The following is a 19,895-nucleotide window of genomic DNA, read 5'->3' as shown; positions in this document are numbered from 1 at the left end:
CACTCCTCGCCGGCGCTGGTCTGCCGCATTCTGCGGCGTCGCGGGGCCATGGGTGAGCCCGGCCCGCGCGCTCACTGTGTCATTGTCCCTGCCCGGCCGCGCGGGCGCCGACGGACTCCTCCGGTGCGTCATCCGAAAGAGCGCCGCAGCCGCAACCGGGGTGGACCGGCCACCGGCGCACGCGGGGCAGCAGCTGGGGCGGGGAGAACTCCAGCGTCGCCCCGACCGCCGCGGGCGCGCTCGCGCCGTCCAGGAACGCCAGCACCTGCACCGCCGCGGTCACCGCGGTGAGCAGGCAGGTCACCGTGGCGCCGCTCGGCGGCGCCTCGCCGGCCGTGAGCTGCGCGGCGAAGCCCGGCCACCGGGGATCGGCGTCGCGCCGGTGCAGGTCGGCGCAGCGCAGGCAGCTGGTCGACCCCGGGACGACGAACGGGCCCACGACGCCGGTCTGCCCGCGCACCGTCGCGACGAGGTGCGGGACGCCGGCCCGCTGCAGTCCGGCGACCAGCGGGTCGGAGGCCGCCCACGGCCGGGCCAGGACGACGACGTCGGCCCCGGCACCGTGCGGCAGCGGCCGCAGGTCGGTCAGCGGGCTTGCCCGGCGGACCGCGTCGGCGGCCGCGAGAGAGCGCGGGCGGCCCTCGTCGGCGGCGGTCAGCCCACCGACCACCGCGTCGGCCGCGGCGGTGAGGCCGGTGTCCCGGACCGACACCCGCCCGATCCCGCTGGCCGCCAGGACGGCCGCCAGCGGGGTCCCGACGCGGGTGGCCCCCTCCACGACGACCGCGGCCGAGCGCCGCCCCCGCCAGCCGGTCCCGGCGCCGGCCGCCGCGGCGGGCAGCTCGGCCGCGGTGCGCGCCTGGGCGGCCGGCCCGGCATCGGCGGCGAGCAGGTCGGCCGGCTCGACGTCGAGCAGCAGCCCGGCCGAGCGCAGCCCGTGCAGCAGCGAACGGACGGCGGCGGGCGGGAGCCCCTCGCGGGCGGCGTCGGCCACCACGGCGCGTTCGCTGCGCCGGCCGTCGAGCCCTCTCAGCAGGTTCCGGACCCCGTCGTCCCCGGGGAGCACGCGGACGCCGTCGGCGGTGTCGACGCCACCCACCTGCAGCGCGCCGGTGCCGTCGGCCAGCAGCGGGACGGATCGGGGGAGGAGGGGATGGGCCAGGTCGCTCACGACAGGCAGCGTCGCAGCGACGGGCCGGTGATCGTCGCCGTCGTCCACAGGGGCCGGAAACGACGACGGCGGCGCCCCGCGGATGCGGGCGCCGCCGTCGAGGCGATCGAGCGGATCAGGCCTTGCCGAGGATCCGGTTCATCTTGGTGCCGCAGACGGGGCAGGTGCCCTGCGCCATCCGGCGACCGGACTCGCTGACCTTGACCTCGCCATCGAAGTCGCGCTTCTCCTTGCACTTCACGCAGTAGCCGTTGTAGCTCTCCGCCACGGTCTCTCCTCGGTCTCGACAGCGACTCACTGGCGCGCCGGGGCGCCATTGCGGGCACGCTACTCGGGCGCACGGGGCCGCTCGTCGCGGCGGGGGCAGCGCGCGTCCGTGACCCGCCGTCCAGGGTTGTCCACGATCTGTGGACAAACCTGTGGACCGGGTGGGGACGGGTCGGCGTGTCCCTGTGTGGAACCTCGGGACGACGACCCGCCGAGAACGGAGCTGCCGGTCGACGAACGCCCCTCCCACCAGCGCGGACATCTGGCGCCGGGGTTGTGGAACGACGCCGGTTCCAGCCCATCGGGCGAGTCGGGGCGCCGCGATGTCCACCGGTCGGACGAACCGCACCCGACCGGGTGTCGTCGTGCGCGCGCAACCGGCCGTCGCTGGATACGGTGCCTTCGTGCCCGGCTCGACTCCCGACGTTCCCGACAGCTCCGTCCCGCCGGTCGTCCGACCGGGCGGCCGGGCGATCCCCGCTGCCCGCGGCCGGGGCGGCAAGGGCACGCCCGCGGAGCTGCCGGCCGACGTCGAGGTCCGGCGCAGTGCCCGCCGCCGGCGCACGGTGACCGCCTACCGCGAGCTGGGCCGCACCGTCGTCCTCATCCCGGCGGCGTTCAGCCCGGCGGAGGAGCGGCGGTGGGTGGCGCAGATGGTGGCCAAGCTGCAGACCCGTGAGGAGCGGCGCAAGCGGTCCCTCGGCGGCGACGGCGAGCTGATGGCCCGGGCCCGCGCGCTGTCGGCCGCCTACCTCGAAGGCGCCGCGGAGCCGGCCAGCGTCCGCTGGGTGGACAACCAGCACCGCCGCTGGGGCTCGTGCACGCCGGCCGACGGCAGCATCCGCCTGTCCAGCCGGCTGCAGACCATGCCGGAGTACGTCGTCGACTACGTCCTCGTGCACGAGCTGGTGCACCTGCTCGAGCCCGGCCACGACGAGCGCTTCTGGGCGACGGTTGCCCGCTACCCGAAGGCCGAGCGCGCCCGCGGGTTCCTGGAGGGCGTCGAGCTGGCCAACGCCGCCGGCCACATGGGCGACGGCGCCGACCTCATCGATTGAAGGACCCCCTGCCCCCCACCGCTCGCAAGCTCGCGGCGGGCCCCTGCAGGGGGCCGTTCCATCACGCTGGGGAGGGGCCGGCCTCGTCGTCCGGCTTGTCGTCCGGCTTGTCTTCGTCGTCCGGCTTCGCCGGCGGCTCCTCGGCGGTGAGCGCCGACAGCTCGTCGTCCATCCCCTGACGCGCGACGAAGTCCATCGGCTCGTCGAGGTCCTCGGAGGTGGGCAGCAGGTCGGGGTGCGACCAGAGCCGGTCGCGCTCCTCGGGCCCGCGCTGCTGGCCCATGGCGGCCCAGACGGTCGCCGCGTCGCGCAGCCGGCGCGGCCGCAGCTGCAGCCCGACGAGGGTGGCGAAGGTCTGCTCGGCCGGACCACCCGAGGCCCGGCGGCGGCGCATCGTCTCGGCGAGGGCGGCGTACCCGGGCAGTCGCTGCGAGGCGGCCGCCGCGACGACGGTGTCGACCCAGCCCTCGACCAGCGCCAGCAGGGTCTCCAGCCGGCGCAGCGCCATCTGCTGCTCGGGGGTCTCCTCCGGCTCGAGCGCGGGCAGCAGCCGCTGCAGCGTCTCCGGGTCGCTCGGGTCGATCCCGCCCTCCATGCCGCCCATCGCCTCGGCGATGCCGCGCTCGATCGCGTCGCGGTCGACGGTGATGCCGCGCGCGTAGGCGTGCACGGCGTCGGTGAGCTGCTGGCGCAGCCACGGCACGTGGGCGAACAGCCGCTGGGACGCCGCCTCGCGCAGCGCGAGGAACAGCCGGACCTCGTCGATCGGGCGGTCGAGACCGGCCGCGAACTCCTCGACGTTCTGCGGCACGAGGACGCCGGCGCCCGACGGCGCGAGCGGGAGGCCGACCTCGGTGCTGGTCAGCACCTCGTCGGCGAGCTTGCCGAGGGCCTGGCCGACCTGGGCGCCGAACATCATGCCGCCCATCCGGCCCATCATCCCGGCGATCGGGCCCATCATGCTGGCCGCTTCCTGCGGCAGCGCGCTGGTCATCGCAGCGACCACCCGCTCGGCCAGCGGGTCGATGAGCGCGCTCCAGGCGGGCAGCGTCTGCTCGACCCACTCCACCCGCGACCAGGCCAGCGCCCGGTCGACGCCGGAGGGCAGGTCGGTGGCCTGGTCCAGCCAGAGGTCGGCCAGCCGCAGCGCCTCGGCGACGGCGGCCCGCTCGGCCTCCGACGTCGGCTGGTGGCCGGCGGCGAGCTGGCTGATCGCGCCCTGCCGGGCGAGGTCCCAGTTCACCGGTCCGCCGGACCAGTTCATGAGCTTCTGGAGCTCGGCGAACAGCGGCATCTTGGCCAGCAGTTCCTCCGGGTTGCCGGCGCCGGCCCCGGCGCCGCCGAAGAGCGCGCCGAACCCGAAGGGGTCCGCGGGCTGGCCACGACGCGCGGGATCCTTGTCCTGGCCCTCGTCGTCGCGGTCGGGGAGCCCGAAGCCGAACGGCAGATCGCTCATACCCCCACGGTAGACGCGTGATCTTCCCCCGGCGGTCCTGCGCGTCCGCTCTCAGCGGACGCTCGTCGAAGGATCCCGCCGTATCCTCGCGCGACGTGACTCGTCGCAGCGCCGTGGTGGTCGTCGGTGCCGTCCTGCTGGTGCTCTTCGGCCTGCTCGGTGCGGCCGTGCCCGTGCCGTACGTGGCGGAGGTGCCCGGGCCCACGTACAACACGCTCGGCGACATCCACGGCACGCCGATCATCAGCGTCAAGGGCCGGGACCGGAACGAGGTCAAGGGCAACCTGAACCTGACCACCGTCGGGGTCAGCCGGGCCGGGCTCTCCCTGGTCGAGGCGGTCCGCGGCTGGTTCGACGACGAGGTCAGCGTCGTCCCAGAGGAGTCGGTGTACCCGCCGGACCAGACCGAGCAGGAGACCCAGCAGCAGAACCGCCAGGCGTTCCTCACCTCCGAGCAGGCGGCGCAGAGCGCCGCGCTCGGGCACCTCGGCTACCCGGACAAGGTCGTCGTCCAGGGCCTGTCCGACGACTCGCCGTCGAAGGGCCAGCTGCAGGAGGACGACGCGATCGAGGCGATCGACGGCCGGCCCACGCCCGACACCGACACCCTCGACTCGGTTCTGACGTCGATCCCCGGCGGGACGACGATCCAGGTCTCCTACACCCGCCTCGGCGAGCCGGGGACCGCGACGATCACCACCAAGCCGGCCACCGACCGCAAGGGCTCGCTGCTCGGCGTCCTGGTCCGCGAGACGCCGTCCGCGCCGTTCGACGTCGACATCGAGGTGCAGGACGTCGGCGGCCCCTCGGCCGGGCTGATGCTGACCCTCGGCATCCTCGACCTGGTCGGGGACCAGGACCTGACCGACGGCAAGGTGATCGCCGGCACCGGCACCATCGACCCCGACGGCACCGTCGGCCCGATCGGCGGCATCCAGCTGAAGATGGTCGCCGCGCACGACATCGGCGCCGAGGTGTTCCTCGTCCCGGCCGACAACTGCGCCGAGGCGCTGCAGGCCCCGCAGCCGAACCTGCCGCTGGCGAAGGTCTCCGACCTGGACGACGCCCTCACCGCGCTCGCCGACGTGCGGGCCGGCCGGACCCCGGCCACCTGCTGAGCCGACCGCTCCGGTATGCCGCCGCACCGCTTCGCGCCCGCGTGGGAGAAGCTGTGCGCGACCGCCGGACGGCGAGGGAACCCCGCGCGGTCCGGTGCGTTGTCCTGAGATGACTCAGAACTGAGACACAGGCCCCGTCCCGGATCGTGCGCCACGACCCGGGCCGCCCTGGAACCAGAAGGAGACCGCTCGTGGCCATGCGGCCCCCCGTGTCGGTGCCCACGCTCTCGCGTCGCGCGAAGCTGGTCATCGGGGCCATCGCCGTCCTGCTCGTGCTGTTCACGGCCATCGGGACGCTCACCAACATCTACGTCGACTACCTCTGGTTCGACGAGACGCACTACACCGAGGTCTTCTGGACCGAACTGCAGACCAGGGCTCTGCTGTTCGCCGTCGCCGGCGTCGCCACCGGTGGCCTGGTCGCGCTCTCGATCTACCTGGCCTACCGGTTCCGGCCCACGTTCCGGCCGATGTCGCTGGAGCAGCAGAACCTCGAGCGCTACCGGCAGTCGCTCGAGCCGCGGCGCACGCTGGTGCTCTCGATCGTCGGGATCATCCTCGGCCTGTTCGCCGGGTTCACCGCGCAGGGCAGCTGGGACACCTGGCTGACCTTCAAGAACTCCACGGACTTCGGCAAGAAGGACGCGCAGTTCGGTCTCGACGTGTCGTTCTTCGTGTTCGACTACCCGTTCTGGCGGCTGGTGCTGGGCTTCGCCTTCGCGATCGTGCTGCTCGCGCTGATCGGCTCGCTGCTCACCCACTACATCTTCGGGGGGCTGCGGCTGCAGACCCCGGGCCAGAAGCTGACCGGCGCGGCCCGCGTGCAGATCTCGGTGCTGCTCGGCCTGTTCGTCGCGCTCAAGGCGGTCGCCTACTGGCTGGACCGCTACGGCCTGGTCTACTCCGACCGCGGCGACGTCTTCACCGGCGCCAGCTACACCGACGTCAACGCGCTGCTCGTGCCCAAGGGGATCCTCACCGCCGTCGCGATCGTCTGCGCGATCGCGTTCTTCGCGAACATCTTCTTCCGCAACTTCCTGCTGCCGGCCGCGGCGCTGGTCCTGCTGCTCATCTCCAGCCTGGTCATCGGCGTGGCCTACCCGGCGATCGTGCAGCAGTTCGTCGTCAAGCCCAGCGCCAACCAGAAGGAGGCGCCCTACATCGAGCGGGCGATCGCGGCGACGCGCGAGGCCTATGGCCTGTCCAACATCGACTACGTGAAGTACGCGCAGGACGCGAACGGCGACACCGTCGACCCCAACGCGGCGCTCCAGGACCTGCGCAGCGACACCAACACGATCCCGAACGCCCGGCTGCTGGACCCCAACGTCCTCTCCGACACGTTCACCGCGCGCCAGCAGATCCGCAACATCTACGGCTTCCCGCAGAAGCTGGACATCGACCGGTACACGATCAACGGGGTGACCCGCGACTACGTCGTCGCCGTCCGGGAACTGGACAGCAACAACCTGTCGGAGAACCAGGACAACTGGATCAACCGGCACACCGTCTACACCCACGGCAACGGCTTCGTCGCCGCACCGGCCAACCAGGTCGTGGCCGCCCAGGAGGGCGGCGAGCCGAACTTCACCACGGGTGACCTGCCCACGACCGGCAACATCGACGTCAGCGAGAACGGCGCCCGGATCTACTACGGCGAGCTGATGGGCGACAACTACTCGGTCGTCGGCGCGCCCAAGAACGCCGCGCCGCGCGAGTTCGACCGCCCCGAGAGCGGGTCCGACAGCGGCGGCCAGGTGAACAACACCTACGACGGCAAGGGTGGCGTCGCGATCGGCAGCTTCTTCCGCCGGCTGACCTTCGCCATCTACTACCGGGAGCGCAACTTCCTGCTCTCCAGCGCGGTCAACGACGACTCGAAGGTGCTCTACGTCCGCGATCCCCGCGAGCGGGTCGAGAAGGCGGCGCCGTTCCTCAAGGTGGACGGCGACCCGTACCCCGCGGTGATCGACGGCCGGGTGACGTGGATCCTCGACGGCTACACGACGTCGGACTCCTACCCCTACGCCGAGCGCATGCAGCTCGGCCAGGCGGCGCAGGACTCGCTGACCGGGACGGGCACGAGCGCGCTGCCCGACGAGCAGTTCAACTACGTCCGCAACTCGGTCAAGGCCACCGTCGACGCCTACGACGGCACGGTGACCCTCTACGCGTGGGACGAGAAGGACCCGGTCCTCAAGACCTACGAGAAGGCCTTCCCGGGGATCGTCAAGCCCAAGAAGGACATGAGCGACGAGCTGGTCAGCCACGTGCGCTACCCGGAGGACCTGTTCAAGCTCCAGCGGGACATCCTCACCCGCTACCACGTCAGCGACCCGGGCGACTTCTACAGCCAGAACGACCGCTGGCAGGTGCCCGACGACCCGACGCAGGAGCCGACGCAGGACCCCCAGCCCCCGTACTACATCCTCGCCCAGCGGCCGGGTGACGAGACGGCGTCGTTCCAGCTGACCAGCGCGCTCAACGCCTTCCGCCGGTCGAACCTGTCGGCGTTCATCTCCGCGTCGAGCGATCCGCACAACTACGGCCAGATCGAGGTGCTGACCCTGCCGGGAAACACGCCGTTCCGCGGTCCGCAGCAGGTGCAGAACTCCTTCCGCACAGATCCGCGGGTCAGCGCCGACCTCAACCTGTTCGACGGCGCCGGGAGCAAACCGGTGTTCGGCAACCTGCTGACGTTGCCGATCGGCAACAACGGTCTGCTCTACGTCGAACCCCTCTACATCCGGGGCACCAGCACGAGCTCGTTCCCGCTCCTGCAGCGGGTGCTCGTCAACTACGGCGGGCAGGTCGGCTACGCCAGCACGCTCGCCGAGGCGCTCGACCAGGTCTTCGGAGCGGGGGCGGGGCAGTCGGCCAGCGACAGCGGCAGCAGCGGTTCGGACGGCGGGTCCACCCCGTCGCCGGAGACCACGTCGCCGTCGCCCACGACCAGCCCGCCGTCCGACAGCGGGGGGTCCAACCCCGCGCTGGACAAGGCGGTCAGCGATCTCAACGCGGCCTTGGACGCGCTCGCGGCCGCGCAGCGCAGCGGCGACTTCGCGGCCCAGGGGCAGGCGCTGTCGGATCTGCAGAAGGCGGTCGCGGAGTACCAGGCGGCCAAGTCGGCGGCGGCCTCGTCCTCGCCGGCCGGCGCGGCACCCACGTCGGCGTCGCCCACCGGCTGACGTCCCTCCGGATGGGGAGGGCCCGGCTCTCCCCATCCGGAACCGTGGTAACCTCGTGTTCACCGACGCGGGGTGGAGCAGCTCGGTAGCTCGCTGGGCTCATAACCCAGAGGTCGCAGGTTCGAATCCTGCCCCCGCTACGAACGAAGGACCCCGGCCCGATCGGCCGGGGTCCTTCTGCTTTCAGCAGCGGGGCGCTCGCCCCTGCCGTGCGGGGTCGCGTCGGGGGAAGCCTGGGCCCATGAGCGGCTCCCTGATCGCGACGGTGCCCCGGCCGCGCGAGGCCGGCCCGGAGATGGCCGAGCTCGCGCGCTTCTACGCCGACGTGACCTGGACCGGCACCATCGAGGCGGGCGGCATGGGGCCGGGCACTCCGGCCATGACCGCGCGCGGGCGCGGCACCCACACCCGCCTGCACGACGGGTTGTGGATCGTCGGGGACTACCGGCAGGACCAGTTCCTCGACGACGGGACCTACGTGCTCACCTGGCGGCTGCACTGGGTCACCGGCTGGGACGCCGACGCGCAGGAGTACCGGGCCGCCCTGGCGGACAACTACGGCCACGCCGACGTGCTGCGCGGCCGGATCGACGGCGACCGCCTCGTCTACGAGACCCTCGGCGACGGCCCCGTCCGGCTCCGCCTGGTCTGGGACCGCACCGATCCCGACGTGGCGATCTGGTCCAACCAGCGCTCGATCGACGGCGGCCCGTGGACGCTGGTCGAGACCTACCGGATGACCCGCACCTAGGAGCGGTGCGCCCGGTCGGGTGCGGTCTGCCGGGGGCGGACGGCGGGCCGGGGGACCGGCGGCCGGCGGGGCAGGTCGCGATCGAGCAGCAGCGCGTGCGGGCGGGTGTCGTCGTCCTCGAACGGCGGCTGGGGGAGGCGGTCGGGGGTCCAGGACGGCGCCGCGGCCTCGTGCCGCCCGATCGCCGCCCACTGCACGACCGGCGTGCCGACCGGCTGGGCGGGATGCCTCCTCGCCTGCGCCGGCACGCGCGCCGGATCGTTGATCACACCCGGCTCGGGCAGGCGGAGCTCGGCCAGCTCCTTCCACGTCGAGTGCCGCAGGCCGTCGACGACGCACCGGACGCGGGCCATGGCCCGGCCGTCGTCGTCGAACCGCCAACCCAGCAGCTCGCCGGAGTACCAGACGCCGCGGTGGTGGATGTCCACCGGTTGGGGTTCCCCGGCGAACGCGCTCGTCGCCTCGCCCCCAGTCACGGTCGCGACTGTAGGTCGCCGACCGGGCACGCCCGGGCAGGCGCGCGTCGCCCGAGACTGCTCCGTCACGCCAGCCCCCAGCCGTCACACGGTGCTCGTCCCCGGGGCGCCGGCGGCCCGTCCGCGGCGGCCGTGTACGGTGGAGGAACCGCCGCGGGGTGGAGCAGCTCGGTAGCTCGCTGGGCTCATAACCCAGAGGTCACAGGTTCGAATCCTGTCCCCGCTACTACGGACGAGGCCCGGTGCGACCACGCACCGGGCCTCGTTGTTTTCATAGGCGGGTCGGCATTGTGTCCTCCGTCACCGGGGCCCTAGCGTGGGAACGGTCACCGCTGACCGTTCTGCTGGAGGACCCCGTGAGCCTGGACGCCGCCGCGATCGACCTCGACGCCGTCGACCTCTCCGACCGCGACTTCTGGGGACGCCCGCCGGCCGAGCGGCACGCCGTGTTCGACGCGCTGCGCCGCGAGCGGCCGTTCGCCTTCTACGCCGAGCCGGAGGTGCCGCTCATCCCGGCCGGTCCCGGCTACTACGCGGTCACCCGGCACGCCGACGTCGAGACGATCAGCTCCCAGCCGGCGCTGTTCTGCTCGGGGCAGGGCGCCGTGTCGATCCCCGACATGCCGCCGGAGCTCAACGAGTTCTACGGCTCGATGATCAGCATGGACGACCCCCGGCACGCCAAGATCCGCCGGATCGTCGCCAAGACCTTCACGCCCCGCATGCTCGAGCGGCTGGTCGAGTCCGTGCAGCAGATCGCCGACGAGGTCGCGGCCGAGGCGCGCCGCAAGGCCGAGGCGGGCGACGGCACCATCGACGTCGTCGCCGACTTCGCCGCGCCGATCCCGCTGTGGGTCATCTGCGACATGATGGGCATCCCCGCCGAGGACCGGCAGATGGTCCTGGAGAAGTCGACGATCATCCTGTCCGGCGGCGACCCGGACCTGATCGCCGACGAGAACGAGATCCTCACGCAGTTCCTCGAGGCCGGCGGCATGCTCTCGGACCTGATGAACCGGCTGGCCGCCGAGCGCGCCGAGAACCCGCGCGACGATCTCACGACGGCGCTGGTCAACTCCGAGGTCGACGGCGAGAAGCTGACCCACCAGGAGATCGCGTCGTTCTTCATCCTGCTCTGCGTCGCCGGCAACGAGACGACCCGGACGGCGATCAGCCAGGGCATCCTCGCCCTGCACGAGCACCCCGAGCAGCGCGCCCGCTGGGCCGCCGACCCCTCGCTCACGCCGACCGCGGTCGAGGAGATCGTGCGCTGGGTCAGCCCGGTCACCTGGATGCGCCGCACCGCGACCCAGGACACCGACGTCAACGGCCGCCCGGTGCAGGCCGGCGACAAGCTGATCCTGTTCTACGGGGCGGCCAACCGCGATCCCGAGGTCTTCGCCGACCCGCACGTGTTCGACCTGGGCCGCGCCCCCAACCCGCACGTCGGCTTCGGCGCGCACGGGCCGCACTTCTGCCTGGGCGCCCACCTGGCCCGCCGCGAGCTCGGGGTGGCCTTCCGCACGCTGTTCGACAAGCTGCCCGACCTGGAGGTCTGCGGCGAGCCGGAGCGGCTGCGCAACTCCTTCGTCAACGGCCTCAAGCGGCTGCCTGCGCGGCTGACGGGGGTCCGGTGAGGGTCGAGGTCGACCGCGACCGCTGCGCGAGCACCGGCGGCTGCGAGGCGATGGCGCCCGACGTCTTCGAGGTGGGGGACGACGGCGAGCTCGTCGTCCTGACCGCGGAGCCGGACGACGCCCTCCTGCCCGACGTGCGCAACGCCGTCCAGGCCTGCCCGACCCGGGCCCTGCGGCTGGTGGACTGACCGGAATCGGTTCGACGGCGCTCGGGTTGGATGGGCGCATGGAGCCCACCGTGAGCGATGCCCCGGACGACGACCGGTACGAGATCCGCGACGGCGACCGCCTGCTCGGGATCGCGGCCTACCACCGGCGCGGCGACGTCCTGGTCTTCACCCACACCGAGGTGAACCCCGACGAGGGGCGCTCCGGGCTGGGCAGCACCCTCGTGCGGGCGGCGCTGGACGACGTCCGGGCCAAGGGCGGGAAGATCATCGCGCAGTGCCCGTTCGTCCGCGGCTGGATCGAGCGGCACCCGGACTACGCCGACCTCGTGCTGCACGGTGACGGCTGACCCGGGGGAGGGCGGCGAGCGGCGGCGGCTGTCCCCCCGCCGGCTGGAGGCGTTCAGCGACGGCGTGTTCGCCATCGCGATCACCCTGCTGGTCCTGGAGATCTCCGTGCCGGAGGACGCCGGCGACGACCTGCTGCACGCCTTCCTCGCCCAGTGGCCGTCGTACCTGGCCTACGTGGTCAGCTTCGCCACCATCGGCGCCACCTGGCTGTCGCACTCGACGATCACCGAGTACCTGGACGAGGTCGACGCGGTGTTCGTGCGGCTCAACCTGCTGCTGCTCCTGGTGGTGTCGTTCCTGCCGTTCCCCACGAAGCTGCTGGCGAGCTACATCGGCGAGTCCGGTCCCGAGCGGGTGGCCGCCACGATCTACGGTCTGACCCTGCTGGCCGTGGGGACGATGCTCGCCGTCGTCTGGATCTACGCGGTCAATCACAAGTTGGTGGCCGACGACATGTCCGAGTACGAGGCGCGCGTGCTCACCCGGCGGCTCACCCCTGGCGGCGGCGGGTACGTGGTCCTGGTGGTCGTCGGGCTGTTCGCGCCGATCGCGGCCGTGTTCGGCTACCTGGTGATCGCGTTCGGCCTGATGGTCCCGGTGCGCCGGCCGGACGGTGGACGTCGCCCCGCGCGGGGCCGCGGCCGGCGACGCGGCGATGCACCCGCCGGCGATGCCTAGCCGGTCCACCGTCTCCTTCGCCGCGCCACGACGCGGCGAAGGAGACGCTCACCCGGCTCAGGTTCCGCGGTACGCGCTTCAGAGGACCTTGGTGCCGTACATCTCGCCGAGCGGATCGGCGATGAGCTCGATGCGGGCGCCGTCGGGGTCGCGGAAGTAGACCGAGACGCCGCTGTGCACCTCGTGCGCGACGCCCGCCTCTTCCAGCCGCCCGACCAGCTCCTGCCAGCGGTCCGGATCGACGCTGATCGCCATGTGGTGCAGCCCGCCGAGCACCTCGGCGTACGGGCCGACGTCGAGGCCCGGGAAGTCGAAGAAGGCGAGCAGGTTGCCGTTGCCGATGTCGAAGAAGAAGTGCGACGACCCGGGGTAGTCGCGGTTCTCGATCAGCTCGGTCAGCGGGAAGCCGAGCACGTCCTGGTAGAAGCGCACGGTCCGCTCGACGTCGCTGCTGATCAGCGCCGTGTGGTGCAGGCCGCGTGCGGTCGACCCCGCCCGCTGGCCGGCCGGCTTGAGGTGGGCGTCGCGGATCCGGGCGCGTTCGGCCTCGAGAGCGGCGAGGTCGCGGCCGTCGGCGGTCGTCGTCATGCCCTGATCATCCTCGGTCGCGGCGGCTACGCCAGCGCCTGCTCGAGGTCGGCGAGCAGGTCGTCGGCGTCCTCGATGCCGACCGAGAGCCGCACCAGGTCGCCGGGCACCTCCAGTGGCGACCCGGCCGCCGACGCATGGGTCATCCGGCCCGGGTGCTCGATAAGCGACTCGACGCCGCCGAGGGACTCGGCCAGCGTGAACAGCTGCGCCCGCTCGCACACCTTCAGGGCGACCTCCTCACCGGCGGCGAGCCGGAAGGAGACCATGCCGCCGAAGCCGGACATCTGCTTGACCGCGAGGTCGTGCCCTGGGTGGTCGGGCAGCCCCGGGTAGAGGACGGCGGACACCGCGTCGTGCCGCTGCAGGAACTCGGCCACGGCCGCCGCGTTGGCACAGTGCCGGTCCATGCGCACGCCGAGGGTCTTGACGCCGCGCAGCGTCAGCCACGCGTCGAACGCCCCGTTGACCGCGCCCATCGCGTTCTGGTGGAACGCGAGCTCCTCGGCCAGCCCGGCGTCGGCCACCACCAGCGCGCCGCCGACCACGTCGGAGTGCCCGCCCAGGTACTTCGTCGTCGAGTGGACGACGACGTCGGCACCCAGCGTCAGCGGCTGCTGCAGGTACGGCGAGGCGAACGTGTTGTCGACGACCAGCAGCGCGCCGGCGTCGTGCGCGACCGACGCCAGCCCGGCGATGTCGGCGATGTTGAGCAGCGGGTTGGTCGGCGTCTCGCACCAGACCACCCGGGTCTCCGGGACGACGGCGGCGCGGACGGCGTCGAGGTCGCCGAGGTCCACCGGCGTGTGCGTGACGCCCCAGCGGGCGAACACCTTCGACAGCAGCCGGAACGTGCCGCCGTACGCGTCGCCGGCCAGGACGACGTGCGAGCCCGGCAGGCACACCGTGCGCAGCAGGGTGTCCTCGGCGGCCAGCCCCGACGCGAAGGTCAGCCCGACGGCGCCCTGCTCCAGCGCGGCCAGCGCCTCCTGGAGCGCCGTCCGGGTGGGGTTGCCGCTGCGGCTGTACTCGTAGCCGCCGCGCAGGCCGCCGACGCCGTCCTGCTTGAACGTCGTCGACAGGTGGACCGGCACGTTCACCGCACCGGTGGCCGGGTCGGGCTCCTGCCCGGCGTGGATGGCTCGGGTGTTGAAGCCGCTCATCAGCCCACCGTAGGCGCGAGGCCGGCGAGGTGGCCGAGCACGTCCTGGCGGGTGACCACGCCGGCCGGCTTGCCGTCGACGTGGACGACGAGGGCGTCGGCCTCGCCGAACTCGGCCACCGCGGCGCTGACCGGCTCGCCCGATCCGATGATCGGCAGGGGCGGGGACATGTGCCGCTCCACCCGGTCGGCCAGGCTGGCCCGGCCGGCGAACAGCGCGTCGAGCAGCACCTTCTCGTCGACCGAGCCGACCACCTCACCGGCGGTGACCGGCGGCTCGGCGCGGACCACCGGCATCTGGCTGACCCCGTACTCGCGCAGGATGTCGATCGCCTCGCGGACGGTCTCGTTCGGGTGCGTGTGCACCAGCGTCGGCGTCGCGCCGGACTTCGCCGACAGCACCTCGCCGACCGTCTCGCCGCCGGCGGCCTCGAGGAAGCCGTAGTCGGCCATCCACTGGTCGTTGAAGATCTTGCCGAGGTAGCCGCGGCCGCCGTCGGGCAGCAGCACGACCAGGACGTCGTCCTTGGTGAGCTTCTCGGCGACCCGCAGCGCGGCGACGACCGCCATCCCGCACGAGCCGCCGACCAGCAGCCCCTCCTCGCGGGCCAGCCGGCGGGTCATCGCGAAGGAGTCGCCGTCGGACACCGCGATGATCTCGTCGGCGACCGACTTGTCGTAGGTCGCCGGCCAGAAGTCCTCCCCGACGCCCTCGACCAGGTACGGCCGGCCGGTGCCGCCGGAGTAGACCGAGCCTTCCGGGTCGGCGCCGATCACCCGCACCCGGCCTTCGGACGCCTCCTTGAGGTAGCGGCCGACGCCGCTGATCGTGCCGCCGGTGCCCGCGCCGGTCACGAAGTGGGTGATCCGGCCGTCGGTCTGCGCCCAGATCTCCGGCCCGGTCGTCTCGTAGTGCGACTGGGGGTTGGCCGGGTTGGAGTACTGGTCGGGCTTCCAGCCGCCGGGCGTCTCCCGGGCCAGCCGGTCGGACACCGAGTAGTACGAGCGCGGGTCGGCCGGGTCGACGGCGGTCGGGCAGACGGCCACCTCGGCGCCGTAGGCCTTGAGCACGTTGATCTTGTCCTGGCCGACCTTGTCGGGGCAGACGAAGATGCAGCGGTACCCGCGCTGCTGGGCGACCAGGGCCAGCCCGATGCCGGTGTTGCCGCTGGTCGGCTCGACGATCGTGCCGCCCGGCTTCAGCAGGCCGGCCTGCTCGGCGGCGTCGACCATCCGGACGGCGATGCGGTCCTTGACCGAGCCGCCGGGGTTGGTGAACTCGACCTTGGCCAGCACCAGCGGGGCATCGGGTCCGAGCTCGCGGGTCACGCTGGTCAGCCGGACCAGCGGGGTGCCGCCGATCAGGTCCAGGACGGACTCGGCGTACTGCACGTCGACAGCCTCCTCGGGCGGCGCGATGGGGTCGGACACATCCCATCAGACGGGACTCACCGCCGGACCGATGAGTCCCCGGTGGCCGCGACGTTCTAGAGGTATGAGCGAATCGACGATCGTGACGACCACCGAGGGATACGCGCCGGTGAACGGCCTGCAGATGTACTGGCGCAGCTACGGCGAGGGCGGCACCCCGCTGGTCGTCGTCCACGGGGGATTCGGCCTGGTGGACACGTGGGGTGGGCTGCTCGAGGAGCTGGCCGAACGCCGTCAGGTGATCGCCGTCGAGCTGCAGGGGCACGGGCGCACCGCGGACATCGACCGGCCGTTCGCGCGGGAGAGCTTCGGTGACGACCTCGGGGCCCTGATCGAGCACCTCGGGCTGGAGCAGGTGGACCTGTTCGGCTACTCGCTGGGCGCCGTGGCGAGCCTGCGCGCGGCCATCCAGCACCCCGACCGCATCCGGAAGCTGGTGCTGGTCTCCACCGTGTACAAGAGCGACGGCTTCTTCCCCGAGGTGCGGGAGGCCATGGCGCAGGTCGGCAGCGGCGGCTTCGAGATGATGCGGCACTCGCCGGCGTACGCCGCCTACGCCGCCGTGGCGCCCGACGTCGACGCCTTCCCGGCCCTCATGGACCGCACCGGCGACCTGCTGCGGCAGCCCTACGACTGGACCGAGGAGGTCCGCGCCCTGCGGCCGCCGACGCTGCTGGTCTACGCCGACGCCGACAGCGTCCCACCCTCCCACATCGCGGAGTTCTTCGCGCTGATCGGCGGCGGCCTGCGCGACGCCAACTGGGACGGGTCGCTGCGCCCGGCGTCCCGGCTGGCGGTCCTGCCCGGCCGCACCCACTACGACATCACCGCCTCCCCGTTGCTGGTGCCGACCGTGGTCGACTTCCTCGACTCCTGACGGCGAAGATGCGCCCATGAGTTCGCCCGAGATCGACCCGACCTGCGGCGTCGCCCACGGCTCGCCCGCCGAGCAGGCGACCGACCGCGTGCTGGTGGCGGTGTTCGTCTCGCCGGTGTCGGCCCACCTGGTGCGCTACGGCGCCGACCTGGGGTTCCGCACGGTGCTGGTCGAGCCGGACGCCGCGCGCCGGTCGGAGACCACGGCCGACGTCGTCGTCGGCGGGTTCGACGAGCTGGACGACGGCGCCGCCGGCCCGGCCGCGGACGTCGTCGTCACCGACCACCACCGCGACGAGCTCGGCGTCCTGCTGCGGGACGCGCTGGCCCGGCCGGTCCGCTGGGTCGGGGTGATGGGCAACCCGCGGCACGAGGGGCCGCACGTGGCCGCGCTCGCGGCGCTCGGCGTGCCCCCGGAGGAGGTGGCGCGGGTGCACCGGCCGATCGGCCTGGACATCGGCTCGCGCACCCCGCCGGAGATCGCCGTCTCCACGCTGGCCGGGCTGCTCGCCGACCGCGCGGGTCGCAGCGGCGGCTTCGCCCATGCCCGCTGAGCCGGCCGGCTGACGTGCTGCTCGGCGCCGACGTCGGCACCAGCGGGCTGAAGCTGGTCGCCCTCGACGAGGACGGCGCGGTCGTCGCCGAGGCGGAGGAGGACTACGAGCCGGAGCGCCCGCAGCCCGGGTGGGCGCAGAACGACGTCGGCACCTGGCTCACCGCGCTGGAGCGGGCGGTGGACCGGCTGGCCGTGGGGCCGGTGCAGGCGCTCGGCCTGTCCGGGCAGATGCACGGCGCCGTCCTGGTCGACGAGCGGGGCGCGGCACTCGGGCCGGCGCTGCTGTGGCCGGACTGCCGGGCCGCCGACCTCGTGCAGCGCTGGCGCGACCTGCCTCGCGCCGACCGCGCGGCGCTCGCGAACCCGCTGGTCCCCGGGATGACCGGGCCGCTGCTGGCCTGGCTCGCCGCGCGCGAGCCGTCCGCCGTGGCGGCTGCCGCCGCGGTCGTGCTGCCCAAGGACGCGGTGCGCGGGGCGCTGGTCCCGGGGGAGCCGGTCACCGACCGCAGCGACGCCTCGGCCACGCTGCTGTGGGACGTGGTCGCCGACGACTGGTCGGAGGCCGCCCTCGGAGCCACCGGCGTCCCCCGCGGCCTGCTGCCCGCCGTCCGGCCGTCCGCCGAGGTGGTCGGCGCCTGGCGGGACGTGCCGGTCGCCGTCGGTGGTGCGGACACCCCGCTGGCGCTGCTGGCCTCCGGGGTGTCCGACGGGCTCCTGGTCAACCTCGGGACCGGCGCGCAGGTGCTGCGGCCCGGTGCCGCGCCGGTCGCCGATGCCGAGCCGGTCGTGCACCGGTACGCCGACGTCGAGGGCGGCTGGTACGCGATGGCCGCGCTGCAGAACGGCGGCTCGGCGTGGGCGTGGGTGCGCGGGGTGCTCGGCCTCTCGTGGGCGGAGTTCTTCGGTCTCGCGGAGTCGGGCGTGGCCGGCCGGGTGCGGTTCCGGCCGTTCCTCACCGGTGAGCGCGGCGGGGTCGCCGGCCCGGACGATCGGGGGGAGTGGTCCGGTCTCGGGGCGGGGACGACGCGGGCCGACCTGGCGCGTTCCGCGGTCGAGGGCGTGGTCGGCGCCGTGGGGGCGGCCGCCGCGCTGCTGGGGCCCGTCGAGGGGCCTGTCGTCCTCACCGGCGGGGGTGGGCGGGTGCCGCTGGTCCGGCGACTGCTCGCCGACGTCCTCGGCCGCCCGGTGACGTGGCTGCCGCTGCGCAGCGCGTCGGCGATCGGCGCGGCGGTGCTCGCCGGACGGGGGATCGGGGTGGACGTCGTCCCGCGCATGGAACCCCGCCCGCACGGGCAACCGTTGAGCTGACGAGGAGCCACCCCCGGCCCTTCCGGACCGAAGGAGACCACTCGATGAAGTCGTCGATGTTCGCCAAGATCAGCCAGTTCGCCTCGAGCCCCCAGGGCCAGCGGATGATCCGCGACGTGACCGGCAAGGCGCAGAAGTTCGCCAGCGACCCGAAGAACCGGGCGAAGATCGAGGACCTCCGCCGCCGGTTCAGCGGAGGCGGTTCGTCCCGTCCGCGCTAGGGCTGCAGCGTGGCCAGCGCGGCGGCGTGCAGCGCGCCGTTGCTGGCCAGCGCGCTGCCGCCGGCCGGGCCGGGCTTGCCGGTCAGGTCGGTGAACTGCCCGCCGGCCTCCCGCACGATGACGTCGAGCGCGGCGAGGTCCCAGATCGAGACCTCCGGCTCGCAGGCGAGGTCGACGGCACCCTCGGCGAGCAGCACGTAGCTCCAGAAGTCGCCGTAGGCGCGGGTGCGCCAGACCGAGCGGGTCAGGTCGAGGAAGCCGTCGAGCAGCCCCCGCTCCTCCCAGCCGGAGAGGCTGGAGTACGACAGGCTCGCGTCGGCCAGGTCGTTCACGCCGGACACGTGGCAGCGGGTGGCCGACTCCAGCCGGCGGCCGGTCCAGGCGCCGACGTCCTTGGCCGCCCACCAGCGCCGGTTCAGCGCGGGCGCGGAGACGCAGCCGACCACCGGCTCCTCGCCGTCGAACAGCGCGATGAGGGTGGCCCAGACCGGCACGCCGCGGACGAAGTTCTTGGTCCCGTCGATCGGGTCGAGCACCCAGCGGCGGGAGCCGTGACCCGTCGTCCCGAACTCCTCGCCCTCGACGGCGTCACGGGTGCGCGCGCGGCTGAGGGTGATCCGCAGCTGCTCCTCGACGGCCCGGTCGGCGTCGGTCACCGGGGTCAGGTCGGGCTTGGTGTCGACGACGAGGTCCTGCGCCTTGAAGCGCTCCATGCTGATCGAGTCGGCCTGATCGGCCAGCACGTGGGCCAGCCGCATGTCCTCGGTGAAGCCCCGTGCCGACGTCATGGATCCCGAACCTACTGGGACGGCCCGCGATTGCAGCGCATACGGTCGGGGAGTGGACCCCGCGACCGTCGTCGGGCTGCTCGCCGACCCCACCCGCCTCAAGGTCGTCGCCGCCCTCGCGCTCGGTGCGAGCACCATCAAGGACGTCGCGGAGATGGCCCACCTCCCGCCCAAGGACGTCGCTCTCGCCGCGCGCCGGCTGGCCCGCGGCGGCCTCGTGCACCGCGACGGCGCCGCGCTGGAGCTGCGCACGGAGCAGTTCGGGGCGATCGCCCGGGCGGCCGCCGAGGCGGCGCCACCGCCGGAGCGGCTCTCCGACGACGCGGCCGAGGACGCCGTCCTGCGAGCCTTCGTCCGCCGTGGGCGGCTGGTGTCGATCCCGGCGCAGCTGTCGAAGCGCCGCATCGTGCTCGAGCACATCGTGCGCGTCTTCGAGCCCGGCGTCCGCTACCCGGAGCGCGAGGTCAACGCCCTGCTGGCGGTGTGGCACGCCGACCACGCGGCGCTGCGGCGGTACCTGGTCGACGAGGGGCTGCTGTCCCGCGAGGCCGGCGAGTACTGGCGCACCGGCGGCTACGTCGACGTGTGAGGCATGGGAAGCGATACCTGCGTTCTGGGCCGGAAAACGCAGGTATCGCTTCCCATGC

21 protein-coding genes and 2 tRNA genes are annotated in these 19,895 nt (G+C 73.3%); 15 read left to right on the top strand and 8 right to left on the bottom strand.

The window, feature by feature from the left end:
- Positions 1 to 79 precede the first annotated feature (79 nt).
- Positions 80 to 1,171 (bottom strand): ThiF family adenylyltransferase, encoded by a 1,092-nt coding sequence (locus tag GGQ55_RS04105; RefSeq protein ID WP_179715244.1) that lies wholly within the window; start codon positions 1,169 to 1,171, stop codon positions 80 to 82.
- A 115-nt stretch (positions 1,172 to 1,286) separates the two neighbouring features.
- The gene (locus GGQ55_RS28210; protein WP_012950213.1) at positions 1,287 to 1,439 is read right to left on the bottom strand and encodes a DUF5679 domain-containing protein; all 153 of its coding nucleotides are present in this window, start codon (positions 1,437 to 1,439) and stop codon (positions 1,287 to 1,289) included.
- 403 nt (positions 1,440 to 1,842) lie between these two features.
- Between GGQ55_RS28210 and GGQ55_RS04095 the strand changes: the two genes are divergently transcribed.
- Entirely contained in the window at positions 1,843 to 2,496 is a 654-nt protein-coding gene (locus GGQ55_RS04095) for a M48 metallopeptidase family protein (RefSeq protein ID WP_366488698.1), read from the top strand.
- Positions 2,497 to 2,557: 61 nt separating this feature from the next.
- Here GGQ55_RS04095 and GGQ55_RS04090 read toward each other — a convergent pair whose 3' ends face one another.
- Entirely contained in the window at positions 2,558 to 3,952 is a 1,395-nt protein-coding gene (locus GGQ55_RS04090; RefSeq protein WP_179715243.1) for a zinc-dependent metalloprotease, read from the bottom strand.
- A 95-nt stretch (positions 3,953 to 4,047) separates the two neighbouring features.
- On the opposite strand from GGQ55_RS04090, the gene GGQ55_RS04085 reads away from it, so the two are divergent.
- The 4 genes from GGQ55_RS04085 (at position 4,048) to GGQ55_RS04070 (ending at position 9,009) form a co-directional block, all read left to right on the top strand.
- A complete protein-coding gene (locus GGQ55_RS04085) occupies positions 4,048 to 5,070 on the top strand; it encodes a YlbL family protein (RefSeq protein WP_179715242.1) in 1,023 nt (340 codons plus the stop codon).
- Positions 5,071 to 5,267: 197 nt separating this feature from the next.
- Positions 5,268 to 8,258: a UPF0182 family membrane protein gene (locus tag GGQ55_RS04080; protein WP_218859746.1), complete on the top strand. Its 2,991-nt coding sequence runs from the start codon at positions 5,268 to 5,270 to the stop codon at positions 8,256 to 8,258.
- A gap of 66 nt (positions 8,259 to 8,324) precedes the next feature.
- Positions 8,325 to 8,398, top strand: a tRNA-Met gene (locus GGQ55_RS04075).
- 101 nt (positions 8,399 to 8,499) lie between these two features.
- Positions 8,500 to 9,009 (top strand): DUF1579 family protein, encoded by a 510-nt coding sequence (locus GGQ55_RS04070; protein ID WP_179715240.1) that lies wholly within the window; start codon positions 8,500 to 8,502, stop codon positions 9,007 to 9,009.
- Here GGQ55_RS04070 and GGQ55_RS04065 read toward each other — a convergent pair.
- Positions 9,006 to 9,485: a hypothetical protein gene (locus tag GGQ55_RS04065; RefSeq protein WP_179715239.1), complete on the bottom strand. Its 480-nt coding sequence runs from the start codon at positions 9,483 to 9,485 to the stop codon at positions 9,006 to 9,008. The two genes, GGQ55_RS04070 and GGQ55_RS04065, sit on opposite strands and share 4 nt — an antisense overlap.
- A 152-nt stretch (positions 9,486 to 9,637) precedes the next feature.
- Here GGQ55_RS04065 and GGQ55_RS04060 point away from each other — a divergent pair.
- The 5 genes from GGQ55_RS04060 (at position 9,638) to GGQ55_RS04040 (ending at position 12,318) form a co-directional block, all read left to right on the top strand.
- Positions 9,638 to 9,711 (top strand) — tRNA-Met (locus tag GGQ55_RS04060).
- 130 nt (positions 9,712 to 9,841) lie between these two features.
- On the top strand, positions 9,842 to 11,122 hold the full coding sequence (locus tag GGQ55_RS04055) for a cytochrome P450 (RefSeq protein ID WP_179715238.1): 1,281 nt from the start codon (positions 9,842 to 9,844) through the stop codon (positions 11,120 to 11,122).
- Positions 11,119 to 11,310: a ferredoxin gene (locus tag GGQ55_RS04050; protein ID WP_179715237.1), complete on the top strand. Its 192-nt coding sequence runs from the start codon at positions 11,119 to 11,121 to the stop codon at positions 11,308 to 11,310. Before GGQ55_RS04055 ends, GGQ55_RS04050 begins: the two co-directional genes overlap by 4 nt.
- Positions 11,311 to 11,360: 50 nt before the next feature.
- Positions 11,361 to 11,639, top strand: coding sequence for a GNAT family N-acetyltransferase (locus tag GGQ55_RS04045; RefSeq protein WP_366488695.1), 279 nt, complete (start codon positions 11,361 to 11,363; stop codon positions 11,637 to 11,639).
- Positions 11,629 to 12,318 (top strand): TMEM175 family protein, encoded by a 690-nt coding sequence (locus GGQ55_RS04040; RefSeq protein ID WP_179715235.1) that lies wholly within the window; start codon positions 11,629 to 11,631, stop codon positions 12,316 to 12,318. The genes GGQ55_RS04045 and GGQ55_RS04040 overlap by 11 nt, the downstream gene beginning before the upstream one ends.
- 78 nt (positions 12,319 to 12,396) lie before the next feature.
- On the opposite strand, the gene GGQ55_RS04035 is transcribed toward GGQ55_RS04040, so the two are convergent.
- The 3 genes from GGQ55_RS04035 to GGQ55_RS04025 are packed head-to-tail and all read right to left on the bottom strand — an operon-like array spanning position 12,397 to position 15,460.
- Positions 12,397 to 12,906 (bottom strand): VOC family protein, encoded by a 510-nt coding sequence (locus tag GGQ55_RS04035; RefSeq protein ID WP_179715234.1) that lies wholly within the window; start codon positions 12,904 to 12,906, stop codon positions 12,397 to 12,399.
- 26 nt (positions 12,907 to 12,932) lie between these two features.
- Positions 12,933 to 14,069 (bottom strand): cystathionine gamma-synthase, encoded by a 1,137-nt coding sequence (locus GGQ55_RS04030; protein ID WP_179715233.1) that lies wholly within the window; start codon positions 14,067 to 14,069, stop codon positions 12,933 to 12,935.
- Positions 14,069 to 15,460 carry a cystathionine beta-synthase gene (locus GGQ55_RS04025; protein ID WP_179715232.1) on the bottom strand — a complete coding sequence of 464 codons (1,392 nt, stop codon included), beginning with the start codon at positions 15,458 to 15,460 and terminating at the stop codon, positions 14,069 to 14,071. The genes GGQ55_RS04030 and GGQ55_RS04025 overlap by 1 nt, the downstream gene beginning before the upstream one ends.
- Before the next feature lie 103 nt (positions 15,461 to 15,563).
- Between GGQ55_RS04025 and GGQ55_RS04020 the strand changes: the two genes are divergently transcribed.
- Genes GGQ55_RS04020 through GGQ55_RS04005 form a run of 4 tightly spaced genes read left to right on the top strand, consistent with a single transcriptional unit; the run spans position 15,564 to position 18,460 of the window.
- Positions 15,564 to 16,376 carry an alpha/beta fold hydrolase gene (locus tag GGQ55_RS04020; protein ID WP_179715231.1) on the top strand — a complete coding sequence of 271 codons (813 nt, stop codon included), beginning with the start codon at positions 15,564 to 15,566 and terminating at the stop codon, positions 16,374 to 16,376.
- 16 nt (positions 16,377 to 16,392) lie between these two features.
- On the top strand, positions 16,393 to 16,929 hold the full coding sequence (locus tag GGQ55_RS04015; protein WP_179715230.1) for an XdhC family protein: 537 nt from the start codon (positions 16,393 to 16,395) through the stop codon (positions 16,927 to 16,929).
- A gap of 14 nt (positions 16,930 to 16,943) precedes the next feature.
- Positions 16,944 to 18,239: an FGGY family carbohydrate kinase gene (locus GGQ55_RS04010; RefSeq protein WP_179715229.1), complete on the top strand. Its 1,296-nt coding sequence runs from the start codon at positions 16,944 to 16,946 to the stop codon at positions 18,237 to 18,239.
- 44 nt (positions 18,240 to 18,283) lie between these two features.
- Entirely contained in the window at positions 18,284 to 18,460 is a 177-nt protein-coding gene (locus GGQ55_RS04005) for a hypothetical protein (protein ID WP_179715228.1), read from the top strand.
- Here GGQ55_RS04005 and hisN read toward each other — a convergent pair.
- Positions 18,457 to 19,248 (bottom strand): histidinol-phosphatase, encoded by a 792-nt coding sequence (gene hisN / locus GGQ55_RS04000; RefSeq protein WP_179715227.1) that lies wholly within the window; start codon positions 19,246 to 19,248, stop codon positions 18,457 to 18,459. The genes GGQ55_RS04005 and hisN overlap by 4 nt on opposite strands.
- A gap of 52 nt (positions 19,249 to 19,300) precedes the next feature.
- Here hisN and GGQ55_RS03995 point away from each other — a divergent pair, with 52 nt between their 5' ends.
- Positions 19,301 to 19,837, top strand: coding sequence for a DUF2087 domain-containing protein (locus GGQ55_RS03995; protein WP_179715226.1), 537 nt, complete (start codon positions 19,301 to 19,303; stop codon positions 19,835 to 19,837).
- The last annotated feature ends 58 nt before the right edge of the window (positions 19,838 to 19,895 follow it).

Source organism: Petropleomorpha daqingensis, from assembly GCF_013408985.1.
GTDB lineage: Bacteria > Actinomycetota > Actinomycetes > Mycobacteriales > Geodermatophilaceae > Petropleomorpha > Petropleomorpha daqingensis.
The sequence above is the reverse complement of the archived record's forward strand: the minus strand, read 5'-3'. Positions and strand labels throughout refer to the sequence as shown.

Coding starts and splice junctions, on each gene's coding strand:
- GGQ55_RS04080 (WP_218859746.1), top strand. CDS start 5,268: ATGCGGCCCCCCGTGTCGGTGCCCACGCTCTCGCGTCGCGCGAAGCTG.
- GGQ55_RS04030 (WP_179715233.1), bottom strand. CDS start 14,069: ATGAGCGGCTTCAACACCCGAGCCATCCACGCCGGGCAGGAGCCCGAC.
- GGQ55_RS04020 (WP_179715231.1), top strand. CDS start 15,564: ATGAGCGAATCGACGATCGTGACGACCACCGAGGGATACGCGCCGGTG.
- GGQ55_RS04005 (WP_179715228.1), top strand. CDS start 18,284: ATGAAGTCGTCGATGTTCGCCAAGATCAGCCAGTTCGCCTCGAGCCCC.
- GGQ55_RS04070 (WP_179715240.1), top strand. CDS start 8,500: ATGAGCGGCTCCCTGATCGCGACGGTGCCCCGGCCGCGCGAGGCCGGC.
- GGQ55_RS04015 (WP_179715230.1), top strand. CDS start 16,393: ATGAGTTCGCCCGAGATCGACCCGACCTGCGGCGTCGCCCACGGCTCG.
- GGQ55_RS04090 (WP_179715243.1), bottom strand. CDS start 3,952: ATGAGCGATCTGCCGTTCGGCTTCGGGCTCCCCGACCGCGACGACGAG.
- hisN (WP_179715227.1), bottom strand. CDS start 19,248: ATGACGTCGGCACGGGGCTTCACCGAGGACATGCGGCTGGCCCACGTG.
- GGQ55_RS04035 (WP_179715234.1), bottom strand. CDS start 12,906: ATGACGACGACCGCCGACGGCCGCGACCTCGCCGCTCTCGAGGCCGAA.